Consider the following 15562-nt stretch of genomic DNA (forward strand, 5'->3'; position numbering starts at 1 on the left):
CGAATGTCCGATGTTCGCATCGAACGATAGCGGGCGGCGCGGGGGCATCGGCTGCCGCCGGTACTCGTCATGCCTCCGTCGAGGGCTCGCCCGACCGGTCCGACTTCGGCCAGACGTACGGCAGGTCGTCCGGCACGCCGGGGAAGCGGGGGGCGTACGTCTTTGCATCCTTGCGCACCAACGCCGAGCGGTGACTGAGGTGGAAGGCGTCGTCGCCGAGCCACGGCGGCAGTTCCCCGGCCGCGGCCAGCAGCGGCTGACGGCGGACCGACGTGCCGGGGCGGAAGGCGAGCAGATCGGCCACGAGCGTCGCCGCGCAGCTGTCCTGGTGGCCCTGCTCACGCCACACCCCGCACATTTCCAGGCCGTAGCGGACCAGCGCCTCCTCGTAGCCGGCCCACATCCGTACGGCCGGGTGGTGCCGCCATCCGTAGCCCGGCACGATCAGGCCGCGCAGCACCTGCAGCGCCTCGACCCGCTGTTTCCCGAGCCGGCGACGGTCCAGGGCCAGGGCCGAGGCCCGGAAGTCGGGGTGGGGGAGGAAAGTCTGCATGCCGGCGTCCCCAGTCAGGGCGTGCCCATTCAGGTCGCTGCGGTCAGCACGGGTGCTGTGGTCAGGATGGGGTGCTGCGGCCGTACGGGGTGCTTCGGTCAGGATGGGGTGTCCAGTCAGTACGGGGTGTCGCGGTCGGTCCGGGGTGTCGCGGTCAGTACGGGGTGCTGCGACCGACGAGTACCACGCCAGGGAGCGAACACCGCACGCAACGCCCGCCGAGTCCGCCCGGTCCACGACGCACCTCGCCTCACGCCCCCACCCGCACCCGCCGCTCCACCGTCACCTGGTCGATCTCCGACGTCCGGATCGTGATCCGCATCGTCCAGACGCCCGGCAGGGGCAGCCGGAGGCGGTCCGTGGCCCAGTAGCCGCCGCGGTTCTCCAGGGCGGCGTCGAGGGGGCCGACGTCCTGGGCGGGGAGGGCGAGGGTCAGGCGCAGTTCGGGGACGGTGACGATGCCTCCGTCGGGGCCGAAGACGACGGCCTGGAGCTGATTGCGGCCGACGCGGCCCGGGGCGAGGTCGAGCTGGACCTTGCCGTGGCCGTTGGGGGTGCCCACGTCGAAGGGAACGAGGGTGCTGGAGGACGTGGGCGCGTCCGGCGTCGCGGCGGAGGCGCTCTCGGAGGCGGCGCGGCCCGGAAGGGTGATCGTGAGGAGGGTCGTGACGACCAGGACGGCCACGCCGGTCAGGACCTCCGCCAGCACCGATCGCCGCAGGGCACGCCGGTGACCGTCGTCCCCGGCGTCCCCCTCCGCCGGACCCGCCACCGCCCCTTCCACCGGCCCCTCCGCCGGACCCGCCACCGCCCCTTCCGCCGACCTCGCCGCCCACCCCCGCACCCGGCGACGGGACAGCGCCGCCGCCGACAGCAGCGCCGTCACCGCGCCCAGCTTCACCAGCAGCACCCTCCCGTACGTCGTCCCCGTCAGCGCGTCCCAGGAGCCGAGGCTCCGCCAGGACTGGTAGACGCCGGTCAGCGCGAGGACGGCCACACAGGCGGGGGCGAGGCGGGAGAAGCGGGCGACGTGGGCGGCGGTGAGGTCGCCGGGGGCGCGGTACGCCACCGTGAGCAGGGCCGTGAGCCCGCCCAGCCACACGCCCATGGCGAGCAGGTGCAGCACCGACGACGTCATCGCCGCCGGCACCTGTATCCCGGCGGAGGCGTGCTCGGCCGCCGCCCAGGTGAGGGCCAGCGCGACGGCGAGGGCGACGGCCGGGACGCCGGGGACCGGTCGTGCTCCGCGCGCGGTCGTGTTCGCCGTCTCGCCGGTCTCCTCGACCAGCCGGGCGGGGTGCGGGCGGGCCGAGGCGCCGAGCAGGCGCCGTAGGAGCGCCCAGGCCGCCGCGAGGAGCGCCAGCCTGGTCGTCAGCGCGGCTCCCGGACGGGTGGTGAGCGTGGCCGTGAGGACCGCCGGGTCGAGGGCGTCGGCCAGGCCGGTGCCGCGTGCGTAGGGGCCGCGCAGGAGCAGCAGCGCGGCCGTGGACGGCAGCAGGGTCGGCCAGGCCGCCGTGAGCAGCCCGCGCAGCGCGGCCGGCGCGGGGCCGCGCACCACGGCGGCGAGGAACACCGTGACGCCGACGAGCAGGGCGAGGCCGCCGTACGCGGCGTAGCGGGCGGTGTTGTAGAGGGAGGCGACGGCCGGGTCCTCGGTCGGGGCGGCGACGGTCGCGGCGGTCGCCGAGGGCGCGCCGACGGAGAAGACGAACGCCCCGGAGACGGGGTGGCCGTCCGCCGACACCACCCGCCAGGCCACCGTGTAGGTGCCGTCGGCGAGGCGTGCGGGGAGGCCCACGCGGACGGTGTCGGAGCGGTCGCCCGCGTGTGCGGCGCGGCCCGTGTCCACGGGACGGTCGGCGGGGTCGATGACCCGGACCGAGTCGTCCAGGAGGGCGACGGTCTCGGTGAAGGAGAGGGTGAGCCGGCGCGGGGCGGAGTCGAGGACCGTGCCGTCGCCGGGGTCGGTGGCGCGCAGCGCGGCGTGCGCGGAGGCGGGCGCGGGGGCGAGAAGCAGCAGGATCAGCGCGGCGGCGCTCCCGAACAGCCACCGCCGGCCGCCCTGCCCGCGCCCGTGTCCCTGTCCCTGCCCCTGTCTCTGCCCGCGCTCACGCATCCCCGTACCTCCGCACCTCCGGAGGGGATCCTCCGCACCTCCGGAGGGGATACGGACGCCGGCCCGCCGGTGTTCAGCCCGCCCTCGGCCGGCCCTTCAGGGGCGGCCCAGTTCGGCGATGAGCGCCGCCCGGTCCGGGTACCGCGCCGCCAACTCCCGCGCGTCCCCGTGCTCGTACCCCTCGTAGGCGAACCCGGGGGCCATCGTGCAGCCGAACAGCGTCCACGTCCCGTCCCCGGCCACCCGCCCGCCCATCCAGGTCCCGGCCGGCACGGTCAGCTGGACGTGCTCCCCGCCCAGCACGTCCGGGCCGAGGACCTCCGTGCGGGAGGTGCCGTCGGGGGCGAGGAGCAGCAGTTCCAGCGGGTCGCCGAGGTGGAAGTGCCAGATCTCGTCGGTGGGCAGCCGGTGCAGCGCGGAGTGGTCGCCGCGCCGCAGCAGGGCGACGATGGCGGTGCCCTCCGGCCGTCCGTCGGGGCGCGGCGGGCCGGCCCAGGTCCGCCGGAACAGCCCGCCCTCGCGCGGGATCGGTTCCATCCCGTAGTGCGCGATCAGGGCCTGTGCGGTGACACGGTCGTCGTCTGGGGTCACGTACGGAAGGCTACTGCCCGGCCGCTGCCGGTCATGGCTCCTGACGGTCCGCGGCTACCGCCGCTCCAGGAAGGCGAGTTGGGCCCGCTTCTCCGGCAGGTACACGTCCGGGAGGTCCACCTCCGGCAGCACCACGACCGGTCCGGCCACGAAGCCCTGGCGCACGTAGCGGGCGATCGCCTTCTCGTTGCCCACGTCGGGGTCGATGACGATGCGCGTCCGGTCCAGGGTGCGGAACATGTATCCGGTGACGGCGGCCACCAGCGCCGACGTCCAGCCGGACCGTGCCCCGTCCGCGGGCGGGGGCGCGACGAGCAGGTGGATGCCGATGTCGCCGGGGCGCACCTCGTAGCACTCGCCGACGCGGTCCGCCTCCGGCTCGTAGGTCTGCAGCAGGGCGGCCGGGACGCCGTCCTTGACCAGCAGGAAGGCGTGGTGGGTGGTGAGCGTGTCCAGGTGGGCGTACGTCTCGGCGACCTGGTCCCGCGTCAGGCCGTTCATGCCCCAGAAAGCGGCCCGTTCCTCGCTGACCCAGCCGTGGATCAGCTCGGCGTCGCCCTTCGCGTCGAGCGGCAGGACGCGTACGGCGCCGAAGCCGTCGATCTCCTCGACGTGCACGGCGTCGCGGGCGGCGTAGGGGCCGGCTTCCGCACCGGCGTTGGGGTCAGACATGGTCGGTCTCCTTCGTCAGACGGGCCCAGTCGGTGACGACCGGCACGAGTTCTCCCCGGAGCCACCGGGCGAGCTGGTCGCGGTGGTGCGGTGATCCGGGCACGCCGGACGCGCCGAGCGGCACCACCCACAGGCTGTCCTCGCGCCGGGCCAGGTCCCACACGTAGCGGGCGGCCGGGCAGCGCGCGGCGAGGTCGGTCAGTCCCGGGACGGACGAGGTGCACAGCACGCAGTCGTGGTCCCCGGACAGCGCCGGTTCGTCGTACGTCCCGCCGCCCAGCGCCCGCCAGGGGGCGAGGCGGTGGGTGTCGCCCCAGGCGCGCCGGGGCAGCCCGGCGGTCTCCTCCAGGGCCTCGCGGACGATCGCGTCCCGGTCGACGCCGAACAGGTCGTCGGCGCGCAGCAGATGCTCCAGCGCGTAGCCGACGCGCACGGTCAGCGACAGCCAGGGCTGGAGGGCCTCCGGGTAGGCGGGCGGCTCGGCGAGGGCGGCGAACGCGGGGTGGGCGGCGATCCGGAGTACGACCGCGGTGCGCAGGTCGGCGAAGGCGGCGGCCGTCTCGCTGCCGGCGTCCATGCGGCGGTCCCAGGCCAGCAGGCCGGCGCGGAGCCCGGCGGCGGCCGGGGTGAGGCCGTCGAGGGCGGCGACGCGGTCGAGCAGGGGCGCGGCGGAGGCGAGGTGGGTGTCCATGTGGACGGCCGGCATGTCGCCGGGGGCCCAGCGCTCCTTCTCGCCGAGCAGCGCCGTGATGCGGTCGGCGCGGTGCTCGGGGGCGAACTCGGTGCCGAGCGGGCCGGCGGGGCCGCTGCGCTGGTTGGCCATGACGGCGGTCCCGTCGGCGAGCCGGCCCCGCGGCGTCTCGTGCCAGCCGGTCCACTCGTGGCCGGGCTCCCAGGCGGGCACCGGACGCAGCCGGTTCTCGTCGGACCGCACCGGCACCCGTCCCGCGACCCGGTACAGCGTGCCCCCGTCGGCGTCGGCGGCCTGCACGACGTTGACCGGCTCCACCCAGCGGTCGAGCGCACGGTCGACGTCGGCCACCGTGCGGGCCCGCAGCAGCGGCAGCAGCGCGCCGAAGCCGAGGTCGCCGGTGACGCGGGGCGGGTACCGCAGGGCGAGCGCGAGGGGCGTGCCGTCGTCCAGGCCCTCGGGGCCCCCGGCGACGACCGGTCCGCGGTCCGTCTCGATCACCTCGACGGGCACCCGTTCCTCGCCGGCGACCTCCACGTACTCGGTGTGCCGGTGGGCCCGCCGCCAGCGTCCGTCCGGGCCGAGGGCCTCCACACCGGCCCCGGTGCGCCGCAGCCGCTCCCGGTACAGGTCCTGGTAGTCGGCCATGGCGCTGGTGATGGCCCAAGCGACGGAGCCGGCGTGGCCGAAGTGGGCGACCCCGGGGATGCCGGGGACGGCGAGGCCGACGACGTCGAACTCCGGGCAGGCCAGCCGGATCTGCTGGTACACGCCGGGTTCCTCGATGAACCGGTGCGGGTCGCCGGCGATGACCGGCCGCCCGCTCACGGTCCGCTCCCCCGCCACCAGCCAGCCGTTGCTGCCCGAGGTGCCGGGACCGTCGGCGGCGAACAGCCCGACCGCGTCCGCGCCCAGGTGCCGTACGACCTGGTCGCGCCAGAGCTTGGCCGGGAACCCGGCGAACAGCAGATGCGTGCCGAGCCAGATGCCGAACGGCGTCCAGGGCTCCCAACGGCCCACCCGCAGCCCCGTCTCGGCGAACTCCGGTGTCCGGCGGGCTCCTTCGGGGAGCCCTTCGTTGACTCCGTCGACGTACGCCCGTATCCAGTCCGCCGACTCGGGGTCCCGGTCGGCGAGTTGCCGGAAGCAGCGCCGGGCGGTGTCGTCCAGCCGGGCGCGCCGGGCCAGGACGTCCCAGGCCACGGCCCCACCCCCGGCCCCGAGGAAGGACGCCGACGTGCCCTGCGCGCGGTGCCGTTCGACCTCGAGCTGCCAGGCGCGGTCGAGGGCGGTGACGCGGCCCTGCCCACGGGCCAGCTCCAGCACGCCGGAGGCACGCAGATGCGGAATGCCCCAGGCATCCCGGTAGATCTCGATGGTCACCCTGTGGTCCCTCAGTGCTTTCAGGTCGGGCAGCGCTTTAGGTTAGGCTCGCCTAAGTTCGTCGTGCCGCATCGTACCCGGCTCTCCGCGCACGACGATCACCGACCGGGTGCGGGCGGCAGGAGCAGGGCACGCCATGGGCGACGGGCGGGGCACGGGACTTCCAGCGACCCCGGCCCGTGCCCCGCACGTCGCATCACGGCGTCCCCGGCCCCGCCGCCCGCTCCCCGGCACCCGACCGCGGGCAGGTGTCCGCGGGCTTGCTGCCCCGGGGACACTGGGATGCGTCCCGCCTGGCCGCCTGCCCGCGGACGCCTGGATGCGTCCCGCCCCGGCCGCCCGGTCGCGGGAGGCAGGCGCCCGTGGGCAGGCCGCCGGTCGCCGTCTTGCGCGCCCTCTTGCGCGCGCCCCGGACCGCCGGGTGCGGGATCATCGGTGCATGGACGTCACTGTTCACCTCGCCCTGGACCCCGAGGCCGACGCGCTGCTCGGGCGCAGCCCGCTCGCCGCGCTGGTAGGCATGCTGCTGGACCAGCAGATCCCCATGGAGTGGGCGTTCAAGGGGCCCCGCACGATCGCCGACCGGCTCGGCTCGGACGACCTCGACGCGCACGGGATCGCCGCCCAGGACCCGGAGGCGTTCGCGGCGCTGCTCTCCGAGAAGCCGGCCGTGCACCGTTATCCGGGCTCGATGGCCCAGCGCGTGCAGCAGCTGTGCCAGTACCTCGTGGAGCACTACGACGGCAACGCCGAGCTGGTCTGGAAGGGTGTGACCGACGGGCGCGAGCTGCTGCGCCGGCTCCAGGACCTGCCCGGGTTCGGCCAGCAGAAGGCCCAGATCTTCCTCGCCCTGCTCGGCAAGCAGCTCGGCGTCCGACCGACCGGCTGGCGCGAGGCCGCCGGTTCCTACGGAGAGCCGGACTCCTTCCGCTCGGTCGCCGACATCACCGGGCCCGAGTCACTGGTCAAGGTGCGGGCGCACAAGCAGGAGATGAAGGCGGCGGCCAGGGCGGCCAAGACGGCGAAGGCCGGGCAGACCGGGGGGAAGGGCGGCGGGAAGGCCGGGGCCTAGGCGTCGCCCGGTCGGCCCCGTCGGCCGGCTCCCACGGCCACGACAGGAGTCGCACGCCCTGCCGGAGAAGCGCCGCCAGGACCGGCGTCGGCCCGGTCCTCCCTCTGGGGGACACGCTGCGCGCTGCGCACCCGCGATGTCGAAGTCCGCCGGTATGATTCGGTCTCCCCTGTGCCCGGAACCGTGGACGTCCGGGCTCGAGCGCCCCTTGGAAGCGACGAGTGGCGGCGCCTGGGGCGCCGCCACTGTTCCGTTCATCCTCTGTGCTTCGCCACTGCGTTGCTGCAGGTAAGGGGCCTGGTCAATGGTCGGGGCCCTCCGGGGAACCACCCCCGGAGGGAACCCCGACAAGCTGTCGCTGGACCGGCCAGGCACAACGTCAGCTCCGCTCAATGTAACGGCCGACACCGCAGAACCATTCCCTAGAGTTCGGGAGTGTCGAGCGTTACCCGTCAGTAATTCCCGTTCTCTATGGAATCCGAACGGCGGCGCCACCCAGCAGCCGGAGCGGCAAATCCCTGTTTCAAGGGTGATGTTTCCGCGACTCATGCGCCGTGCTATATCCTGCTGGATCAAGGCGGTGTCCCTTCTTTGTCGACCTAACCACTCGACCGGGAACCGCTTATGTCCAACTTACATCGCTGGACCGGCCAAAGCTCTCGCACAACTTCAGAAGGACCGAGGAAATGGATTACCTCACGGCCGCGGTCACGATCGTTGCGATCACCGCGACAACTGCCGTACTCGTCGTCAGGACGCTGTCGTCCGCCCCCGCACGCATCGCGGTCGCGCTGGGGGCGGTCGCCGTTCTGTTCGCCGTGGTCCCCCGCATCATCGAGCCGCTCTCGACGCCGTCGGCGCCCGCACCCACGGCCACCGTGACGGTGGAGCCGGCCGCGCCCGGTGGCGCGGCCCCGGCAGCAAGCCCTTCGGTCACACCGGACGCCGGCGCAGCCCGGGGGGTGCCCTCCTGATGGGCGAGACGGAAAGGCGCAGCGCCGCCCCGCTGGCCAGGCGCGTCCCCCGGTACCGCATGAGCGGTACGCAGCCCATGGTCCTCGGCAACTCGGTGTACGCCTTCGACGCGGAGACCGGCCGGGTGGGTCACGGCCTGTCCGGCTCCCGCGCGATGCAGGCGCTGATCGACCTCAACCCGTTCCTGTCCGAGCTCTCCCCCGGTGCGCGTCACGAGTTCGCCGGCAGCCTGTCGACCCGGTCGAGCAGCCGCGGCTCCCAACTGCGGGGTTCGGTCGGTTCGACGGTCCACATAGTGCTGTCCGGTTGCGTGTACGAGGAGTCCGTCTACGGCGAGGACGCGACCGTGCGCATCCACGGGGCCGGGGCCGTCCTCGGCGTTGCCGAGATCTTCAACGAAGAGCTCCACGCACCGACGGCGCGGTGTCTCAACACCACCCTCACCCTCGCCGTCCCCCTGTCGCGCATGCGCGCCTTCGCCGAGTACAACGGCACCCTGGCGACCGCCCTGGGGAAGGTGCTGGCGGACCAGCTCGTCACGGGAGAGCGCGTCTACAACCGTCGCACCCTGCCTCCCGAGCAGCGACTCGCCGGGCTCTTCGTCCACCTTCTCGACCGGTGCGCCGTCCCCTGTGCGAGCTATGGCCGGATGATCGAGGGCCCCTCGCAGACCGACCTCGCCGACGCGCTCGGCGTCAGCCGCGCCACGGTCGAGAACGCCCTCAAGGTCCTGCGCGAGGCCGGGCTGGTCACCACCGGCTACCGCCAGTACCGATTCCCCGACGAGCGGAAGATCGCTGCGTTCGGCAGGGTCAGGAGGCCTTCCCAGACCGTCACGGGGTCGACGGAAGTCCAGTAGTCAACAATCCGCCCGGCACCCGCCTCCGGAAAACATTTTCCGGAGGCGGTTTCTTTTTCCCGCCCGCACTGCCCTTTCGTTTCTGACCCCATTGATCGATAATTACCTTGGCGTCAAGACAACCACCCTGCACTCCGCCCGAATGCAAGCCGTTTCCCGCATATCCACATTCGTACACTGTCGGGCGCTTCAAGGCTTTCGGGCGCCAAATGCCTTTGTGGCCTTCGCCACTCGGGCTCGGGCTTCGCTCCGGTCGGGGACGGGCCGTGACCTCCCAAATCGCCCTGGCGCGGGGCCTCAGCGCCTGCGGCGGGCCGTGCCGAAGAGGGAGCGGGTGATCTCCCGGCCGAGCTGGGTGCCGACCGAGCGGGCCAGCGACCGGAACACCCCGCTGCCGACGACCTGCTCCACGACGGAGACGTCCCGGTCGTCGCGCGGTTCCCTCGTGCGCGGTTCCCGCCGCTGCCGGGGCTGCTGTTCCCCGGGGGCGTCCGTCGGCCGTTTCTTCTCCGACGCCCGCTTTTCCTCCTCCGCCCGCTTCTCCTCCGACCGCGTCTCCTTCTCCGCCGCCAGCCGCTCGTGCGCCGACTCCCTGTCCACAGCCTGTGCATAGCGTCCGTGCAGCGGCGACGAGCGCACGGCCCCGTCCAGGGCGGCCGGGTCGATCGGGCCCATCAGGGACTCCGGGGCGCGCAACCGGGTCGCGGCGACCGGGGTCGGGGCCCCCTTCTCGCTGAGGACGGTGACGACGGCCTCGCCGGTGCCGAGGCCGGTGAGCAGTTCCTCCAGGTCGTAGGCCGAACGGGGGAACGTCCGCACCGTCGCCCTGAGCGCCTTCTGGTCGTCGGGGGTGAACGCGCGCAGGGCGTGCTGGACCCGGTTGCCGAGCTGGCCGAGGACGTCGGCGGGCACGTCCTTCGGGGTCTGCGTCACGAAGAAGACGCCGACGCCCTTGGAGCGGATCAGCCGCACGGTCCGGGTGATCGAGTCGAGGAACGCCTCGGACGCGTCCTCGAACAGCAGATGCGCCTCGTCGAAGAAGAAGACCAGCTTCGGCTTCTCGACGTCGCCGACCTCCGGCAGGTCGTGGAAGAGATCGGCCAGCAGCCACATCAGGAACGTGGAGAACAGCTGCGGTCTGTCCTGTACGGCGGCCAGCTCCAGGACGGAGACCATCCCGCGCCCGTCGTCCGCCGTGCGGATCAGCTCGGCCGTGTCGAACTCCGGCTCCCCGAAGAACGCGCCCGTGCCCTGCGCCTCGAACGCCGTGAGGGAGCGCAGGATCACCCCGGCCGTGGCCGTGGACACCCCGCCGAGCCCGCGCAGCTCGGCCCTGCCCTCGTCGGAGGTGAGGAAGGCGACGACCGCCCGGAGGTCCTTGAGGTCGACCAGCTCCAGGCCCTTGGCGTCCGCGTAGTGGAAGACCAGTTGGAGCGACTGCTCCTGGGTCGGGTTCAGCCCGAGCACCTTGGACAGCAGCACCGGACCGAAGCTGGTGACGGTCGCCCGGACCGGGATGCCGTGGCCGATGCCGCCTAGCGCGTAGAACTCGGCCGGGAAACCGGTCGCCGCCCACTCCTGGCGCACCTCGGCGGCGCGCGAGCGCACCGTGTCGCCCGCCTCGCCCGGCGCCGCGATCCCGGAGACGTCGCCCTTGATGTCGGCCAGGAACACGGGCACGCCCTGCGCCGAGAGCTGCTCGGCGATCAGCTGGAGCGTCTTGGTCTTGCCGGTGCCGGTCGCGCCGGCGACCAGGCCGTGCCGGTTGAGCATCGGCAGCGGGATGCGCACCTGCGCGTCGGGCAGGCACCGGCCGTCCCACAGCAGCGCGCCCAGGTCGAGGGCGGGCCCGGCGAAGGCGTAACCGGAGGCGATCCGCAGGGCCTCCTCGGGGAGGGCCTGCCCGCTGCCGGGTACGGATGCGGAGGGCGACGGCACGGTCTCGCGGTCTGTCATGGACGACCCCTCGGTCTCGCGGTCTCTCGGGCCTGTCGTCGGACTCGCCCGGTGCCGGTCCGGGCTACGGTCCGGGTGGTCGTTCTGTGCGGTCGGCCTGTGCGGTCGGTCTGCGCAGTGGGTCTGTGCAGTGGGTCTGCGCAGACGGTCCGCGCGCGGTCTGTGCGGTCGGCCGGACGCCGAACGGACACGACCGAAGCGCAGCCGATCACTTTCGCCCCGCTTCACCGCATTTACCGCGCCTTTTCCAGGGTCGCACTCGACCTCCATGGCTGCGCCCGCGACGTCGGGGCCGGTAGGCTTTCCGTGTGATCTTCAAGCGCATCGGAAACGGACGGCCGTACCCCGACCACGGCCGGGAAAGCACCCGGCAGTGGGCGGACGTCGCGCCGCGCCCGGTCCGCCTCGATCAGCTCGTGACGACCAAGCAGCAGCTCGACCTGGAAACCCTGCTCGCCGAGGACTCCACGTTCTACGGCGACCTCTTCGCGCACGTCGTGAAGTGGCGGGGCGACCTCTATCTGGAGGACGGCCTCCACCGCGCGGTGCGGGCGGCGCTCCAGCAGCGTCAAGTGCTGCACGCGCGGGTGCTCGAGCTGGACTGACGACGCCTACCGGCAACGGGTTGCCCCTTTCGGGTTCACCTGGACGGCATCGAATGATCATCTAGTAGGCATTGCCGCCCGGGCGCACTACGCTGCGCCCATGAGCATGCTGACTCCCCCCGGCATGGGCGGCCAGTACCGCATCACGGGGGACAAATACCCTCGGATGCGTCCTCCCCGCCGGCGTGGCAGGCTCGTGCTCCTGATCACCGCGTCCGTCGTCGCGCTCGGCATGCTCGGCTGGGGCACGCTCCAGCTCGTGGACGTCTTCACCGGCGGCGACCGGGCCTCGGCGGCCGGTCCGGGCGGGACCTGCGCCCCCGACGGCAGGACGAAGACCAAGACCGCGAAAGCCACGGCGAACGCGGCGAGCACGGTGAAGGGCCTGCCCGCGCCCCGCACGATCACCGTCAACGTGCTCAACGCGACCACCCGCACCGGCCTCGCCCAGAAGACCGCCGACGAGCTGAAGAAGCGCGGCTTCCGCATCGGCGACGTGGGCAACGCGCCCAAGGAGTTCGACAAGAAGGTCAAGGGCACGGGCATACTCCTCGGCGCGACCGCCTCCCGCGACACCTCGCTGCCGGTCCTGGCCGGTCAGCTCCCGGCCGCCGAGCGCCGCACCGACGCCGCCCGCAAGGGCGCCGCCGTCGACCTGATCATCGGCGACGCCTTCAAGTCCCTGGCCACGAAGAAGGACGCCGACCGCGCCACGGCGAAGCTCGCCGCGCCGCAGCCGACGCCCACCACGTCGAAGAAGGGCTGCTGAGGCCCGTAGAACGGCGGTACCGGCCGGCGCTTCGAACCCGCCGGCCGCCGGGGCCCGTCGGTCGCCCGGGACCCGCCGGTCGCCGATTGCCCGGGTCCCGTCCAAGTCGGCGACCGGACCCCGCCGGCGGCCCGCCCCTCCCGGCTACTCCGCCGCGCCGTACATCCGGTCGCCCGCGTCGCCGAGGCCCGGGACGATGTAGCCGTGCTCGTTGAGGCGCTCGTCGACCGAGGCCGTCACGACCGTCACCGGGGCGCCGGCCAGCTCGCGTTCCATGACCTCCACGCCCTCCGGGGCGGCCAGCAGCACCACGGCCGTGACGTCGTTCGCGCCGCGCGCGATCAGCTCCCGGATCGCCGCGACCAGCGTGCCGCCGGTGGCCAGCATCGGGTCCAGGACGTACACCTGACGCCCGGAGAGGTCCTCGGGCATACGGGTGGCGTAGGTGGAGGCCTGCAAGGTCTCCTCGTCGCGGATCATGCCCATGAAGCCCACCTCGGCGGTCGGCAGCAGCCGGACCATGCCCTCCAGCATGCCGAGACCGGCGCGCAGGATCGGCACCACCAGCGGACGCGGGTGGGAGAGCTTGACGCCGGCGGTCCGGGCCACCGGCGTGGTGATGTCGACCTGTTCGGTGCGCACGTCGCGCGTGGCCTCGTAGGCGAGCAGGGTGACCAGCTCGTCGGCGAGACGGCGGAAGGTCGCGGAGTCGGTGCGCTGGTCGCGCAGCGTGGTGAGCTTGTGGGCGACCAGGGGGTGGTCGACGACGTGGAGACGCATGTCCACAACAGTAACCGCGCTTCCCGCCGCCGCGCTCTGGCGTCAAACCCGCCGTCCGGGGGAAGGTGAGAGGGACGGACTGGGGTGGTGTGCCTATGCCTGACCTGCCTGACCTGCCCGACCGCGACACGCGGGAGGGCGAGCGCGTACGGCGCGATCCGCCGGCGCGGGAGACCGACGCCGAGCGCAGGCGGCGCCGGGCGCAGTTCCTGCGGGATCTCGCCGAGGCCCGCGAACTGCGCGACCGGGTGCAGCCGCGCCGGGCGAAGACGGCCCGGCTGCGGCACGCGATGCGCATGCGCACGTTCCGCTGGTAGCCGGCGCCGCTGCTCGCCCGCGCCGCCGGCGGCCCGCGCCGCGCCCAGGGCGAGCGCTGCAATCGTGCCCTCCGCCGGGACCCCCGCCGGGAAGAAGCGCGCCGCGTGGGATCGTTGCGGGGGTGGGCGTGCGTGAGGAAGACGTGAAGACGCGTACGATCCGCAGGTGGCGGCAACAAGTGCGCTGGTGAGTCGTTCGTGAGCCGTTCACAGGCGTGCCTGTGGGCATGCGATCGAAACTGCCGGACACAGGGAGCCGAAGACGTCCCCTGAACGCATTGTTTCTGCCACGATTCCGAGTGGGTGGGGCTCGGAGCCCGAGCTCTCCCCGCCCGCAGACCTCCGCCGGGGGGACCCCCAACCGGCACACCTATGACCAGTGGGAGAGTCACGGTGTACTTCGCCGCACTGCTCGCGCGCACCGAAGACGGGTGGGAAGCGAGCGACACGGAGCTCGACAATGTGGAGACCCTGTCGGATCTGGCCGACCTGGCCCGGGAAGCCTCTCCCGACGAGGACACGGTGCTCGTCCTGATCGAGCAGGAGGACGCCTGGTTCGGCGTCGTCCGGGTCGACGGCGAGGACGACCCCCGGATCTACGTCTCGGACGCCGCCGCGGCCGCCCGCAGCAGCTACGGGGAGATCCTGCTCACCGACGAACTGCTCGGCAGGGAGCCCGGCGACGACGTCGCCGACCTGGACTCCCTCGACCTCGACGGCACCGAGGACGGCGACTCCGACGACGCCGGACCCGACGACGACGTCGCCGGAGCCTCCGGCGAGGCCGTGCCGCACGGCCCGGTCGGCGACGCGGGCATCCTCGACGACCTCGGCGTCACCGAGAAGGAGCTGCGGTCGCTGTCGGAGGACGCGGTCACCGAGATCGCGGAGGCCCTCGGCGCCTCGGAGACCCTGGAGACCGTCCGCTGACCGTTCCCGACCCGGTGCGCGATCCCTGGCGGGACGCGATGCGGCTCGCCCTCGACCAGGCCGAGTCGGCCGCCCGGGGCGGCGACGTCCCGGTCGGCGCCGTCGTCCTGGCCGGCGACGGCGCCACCGTGCTCGCCACCGGCCACAACGAACGCGAGGCCACCGGCGACCCGACGGCGCATGCCGAGGTCCTCGCCATCCGGCGCGCGGCCGGCGCGCTCGGCGAGTGGCGGCTGACCAGCTGCACGCTCGTCGTGACCCTGGAACCCTGCACGATGTGCGCGGGCGCGATCGTGCAGTCCCGCGTCGACCGCGTCGTCTACGGCGCCCGCGACGAGAAGGCGGGGGCGGCCGGCTCCCTGTGGGACGTCGTCCGCGACCGGCGGCTCAACCACCGACCCGAGGTGATCGAGGGCGTGCTCGCCGAGGAGTGCGCCGGGCGGCTGACGGCGTTCTTCCGGAACCGCTGACCAGCCCTCCCCAATCGATTTCAAACCATGCCGCACCTTGCTGTAAGGTCTCCCTCGGTAGCGTGTCCGAGCGGCCGAAGGAGCTCGCCTCGAAAGCGAGTGTGGCGCAAGTCACCGAGGGTTCAAATCCCTCCGCTACCGCTCTGGAAGGACCCCGTCGTCAGGCGGGGTCCTTCGTGCGATCATGGCGCGCGACCGGACAGTGGGCAGGGGCAGGCACAGGACAGGGGAGGCCGCCGTGGCGGTGAACGCCAAGAAGATCGCCGTCTACGTACTCGTGGTCTTCGTGCTGTACTTGATCATCACTGACCCGGCCAAGGCCGCCGACTACGTCCAGATAGGGTTCGAGGGCATATCGGACGCCGCCAAGGCCCTCGGCGACTTCGCCACCTGGGTCGCCAACGGAGGTAAGTGATGATCCGCCATCTGGTGCTGTTCAAGCTGAACGACGGCGTGGACCGCGACGACCCGCGCGTCGTGGCGGGCGTCGACGCCTTCCGCGCGCTGGACGGAAAGATCCCGGAGATCCGCTTCTGGGAGCTGGGCTGGAACGTCAGCGACCGGCCCATCGCCTACGACTTCGCCATCAACTCGGCCTTCGACGACGCGGACGCGCTGCGCCGGTACGTCGAGCACCCCGAGCACCAGGCGGGCGTCGCCCTGTGGCGGGAGTTCTCCACCTGGGTGATCGCCGACTACGCGTTCCCGGCTGCCTGACGGACGTCCCGCCGACCCCTGGTCCGCAGCCCTCGGGCCCCGGCCCCGCACCGAACGGTGCGGGGTCTTTTTGTGTCATATGCCTCAACTCTCCCTCAACACGGCG

General features: G+C 73.0%; 17 protein-coding genes and 1 tRNA gene. 11 read left to right on the forward strand and 7 right to left on the reverse strand.

Translation table 11 applies throughout. The features are described from left to right. Positions 1 to 67 precede the first annotated feature (67 nt). From ABZY13_RS28705 to ABZY13_RS28725, 5 genes are all read right to left on the reverse strand, one after another. Positions 68 to 553 carry an MSMEG_6728 family protein gene (locus ABZY13_RS28705; protein WP_356635799.1) on the reverse strand — a complete coding sequence of 162 codons (486 nt, stop codon included), beginning with the start codon at positions 551 to 553 and terminating at the stop codon, positions 68 to 70. 250 nt (positions 554 to 803) lie between these two features. After that, entirely contained in the window at positions 804 to 2669 is a 1866-nt protein-coding gene (locus tag ABZY13_RS28710) for a copper resistance protein CopC (RefSeq protein WP_356635801.1), read from the reverse strand. A gap of 96 nt (positions 2670 to 2765) precedes the next feature. Beyond that, positions 2766 to 3260, reverse strand: coding sequence for a cupin domain-containing protein (locus ABZY13_RS28715; protein ID WP_356635803.1), 495 nt, complete (start codon positions 3258 to 3260; stop codon positions 2766 to 2768). Positions 3261 to 3314: 54 nt separating this feature from the next. Continuing rightward, on the reverse strand, positions 3315 to 3932 hold the full coding sequence (locus tag ABZY13_RS28720; RefSeq protein WP_356635805.1) for a GNAT family N-acetyltransferase: 618 nt from the start codon (positions 3930 to 3932) through the stop codon (positions 3315 to 3317). Further along, entirely contained in the window at positions 3925 to 6006 is a 2082-nt protein-coding gene (locus ABZY13_RS28725; RefSeq protein WP_356635807.1) for a penicillin acylase family protein, read from the reverse strand. The genes ABZY13_RS28720 and ABZY13_RS28725 overlap by 8 nt, the downstream gene beginning before the upstream one ends. Positions 6007 to 6445: 439 nt before the next feature. Between ABZY13_RS28725 and ABZY13_RS28730 the strand changes: the two genes are divergently transcribed. The 3 genes from ABZY13_RS28730 (at position 6446) to ABZY13_RS28740 (ending at position 8912) form a co-directional block, all read left to right on the forward strand. Further along, positions 6446 to 7078, forward strand: a complete 633-nt coding sequence (locus tag ABZY13_RS28730; RefSeq protein WP_356635809.1) for an HhH-GPD-type base excision DNA repair protein — start codon at positions 6446 to 6448, stop codon at positions 7076 to 7078. A 686-nt stretch (positions 7079 to 7764) separates the two neighbouring features. After that, positions 7765 to 8052: a hypothetical protein gene (locus tag ABZY13_RS28735; protein ID WP_356635811.1), complete on the forward strand. Its 288-nt coding sequence runs from the start codon at positions 7765 to 7767 to the stop codon at positions 8050 to 8052. Then, on the forward strand, positions 8052 to 8912 hold the full coding sequence (locus ABZY13_RS28740) for a Crp/Fnr family transcriptional regulator (RefSeq protein ID WP_356635813.1): 861 nt from the start codon (positions 8052 to 8054) through the stop codon (positions 8910 to 8912). Before ABZY13_RS28735 ends, ABZY13_RS28740 begins: the two co-directional genes overlap by 1 nt. 297 nt (positions 8913 to 9209) lie before the next feature. Here ABZY13_RS28740 and ABZY13_RS28745 read toward each other — a convergent pair whose 3' ends face one another. Beyond that, complete coding sequence (locus ABZY13_RS28745; RefSeq protein ID WP_356635815.1) at positions 9210 to 10868, reverse strand: helicase HerA-like domain-containing protein; 1659 nt, start codon at positions 10866 to 10868, stop codon at positions 9210 to 9212. Positions 10869 to 11176: 308 nt separating this feature from the next. On the opposite strand from ABZY13_RS28745, the gene ABZY13_RS28750 reads away from it, so the two are divergent. Beyond that, a complete protein-coding gene (locus ABZY13_RS28750) occupies positions 11177 to 11473 on the forward strand; it encodes a type II toxin-antitoxin system VapB family antitoxin (protein WP_004929488.1) in 297 nt (98 codons plus the stop codon). A 124-nt stretch (positions 11474 to 11597) separates the two neighbouring features. After that, complete coding sequence (locus ABZY13_RS28755) at positions 11598 to 12242, forward strand: LytR C-terminal domain-containing protein (protein ID WP_356635880.1); 645 nt, start codon at positions 11598 to 11600, stop codon at positions 12240 to 12242. A gap of 144 nt (positions 12243 to 12386) precedes the next feature. Here ABZY13_RS28755 and upp read toward each other — a convergent pair whose 3' ends face one another. Beyond that, a complete protein-coding gene (upp, locus tag ABZY13_RS28760) occupies positions 12387 to 13022 on the reverse strand; it encodes a uracil phosphoribosyltransferase (RefSeq protein WP_356635818.1) in 636 nt (211 codons plus the stop codon). A gap of 95 nt (positions 13023 to 13117) precedes the next feature. Between upp and ABZY13_RS28765 the strand changes: the two genes are divergently transcribed. From ABZY13_RS28765 to ABZY13_RS28790, 6 genes are all read left to right on the forward strand, one after another. Continuing rightward, positions 13118 to 13339, forward strand: coding sequence for a hypothetical protein (locus ABZY13_RS28765; RefSeq protein ID WP_356635820.1), 222 nt, complete (start codon positions 13118 to 13120; stop codon positions 13337 to 13339). A 393-nt stretch (positions 13340 to 13732) separates the two neighbouring features. Next, on the forward strand, positions 13733 to 14269 hold the full coding sequence (locus ABZY13_RS28770) for a hypothetical protein (RefSeq protein ID WP_356635882.1): 537 nt from the start codon (positions 13733 to 13735) through the stop codon (positions 14267 to 14269). Between the two features lie 38 nt (positions 14270 to 14307). Continuing rightward, the gene (tadA, locus tag ABZY13_RS28775) at positions 14308 to 14739 is read left to right on the forward strand and encodes a tRNA adenosine(34) deaminase TadA (RefSeq protein WP_356635884.1); all 432 of its coding nucleotides are present in this window, start codon (positions 14308 to 14310) and stop codon (positions 14737 to 14739) included. A 56-nt stretch (positions 14740 to 14795) separates the two neighbouring features. Next, positions 14796 to 14880: transfer RNA gene (locus tag ABZY13_RS28780), tRNA-Ser, on the forward strand. Positions 14881 to 14977: 97 nt separating this feature from the next. Further along, positions 14978 to 15154 (forward strand): hypothetical protein, encoded by a 177-nt coding sequence (locus tag ABZY13_RS28785; RefSeq protein WP_356635822.1) that lies wholly within the window; start codon positions 14978 to 14980, stop codon positions 15152 to 15154. Next, a complete protein-coding gene (locus ABZY13_RS28790; RefSeq protein WP_356635824.1) occupies positions 15154 to 15456 on the forward strand; it encodes a Dabb family protein in 303 nt (100 codons plus the stop codon). Before ABZY13_RS28785 ends, ABZY13_RS28790 begins: the two co-directional genes overlap by 1 nt. The last annotated feature ends 106 nt before the right edge of the window (positions 15457 to 15562 follow it).

This window comes from Streptomyces sp. NPDC006610 (assembly GCF_040611575.1).
Classification (GTDB): Bacteria; Actinomycetota; Actinomycetes; order Streptomycetales; family Streptomycetaceae; genus Streptomyces.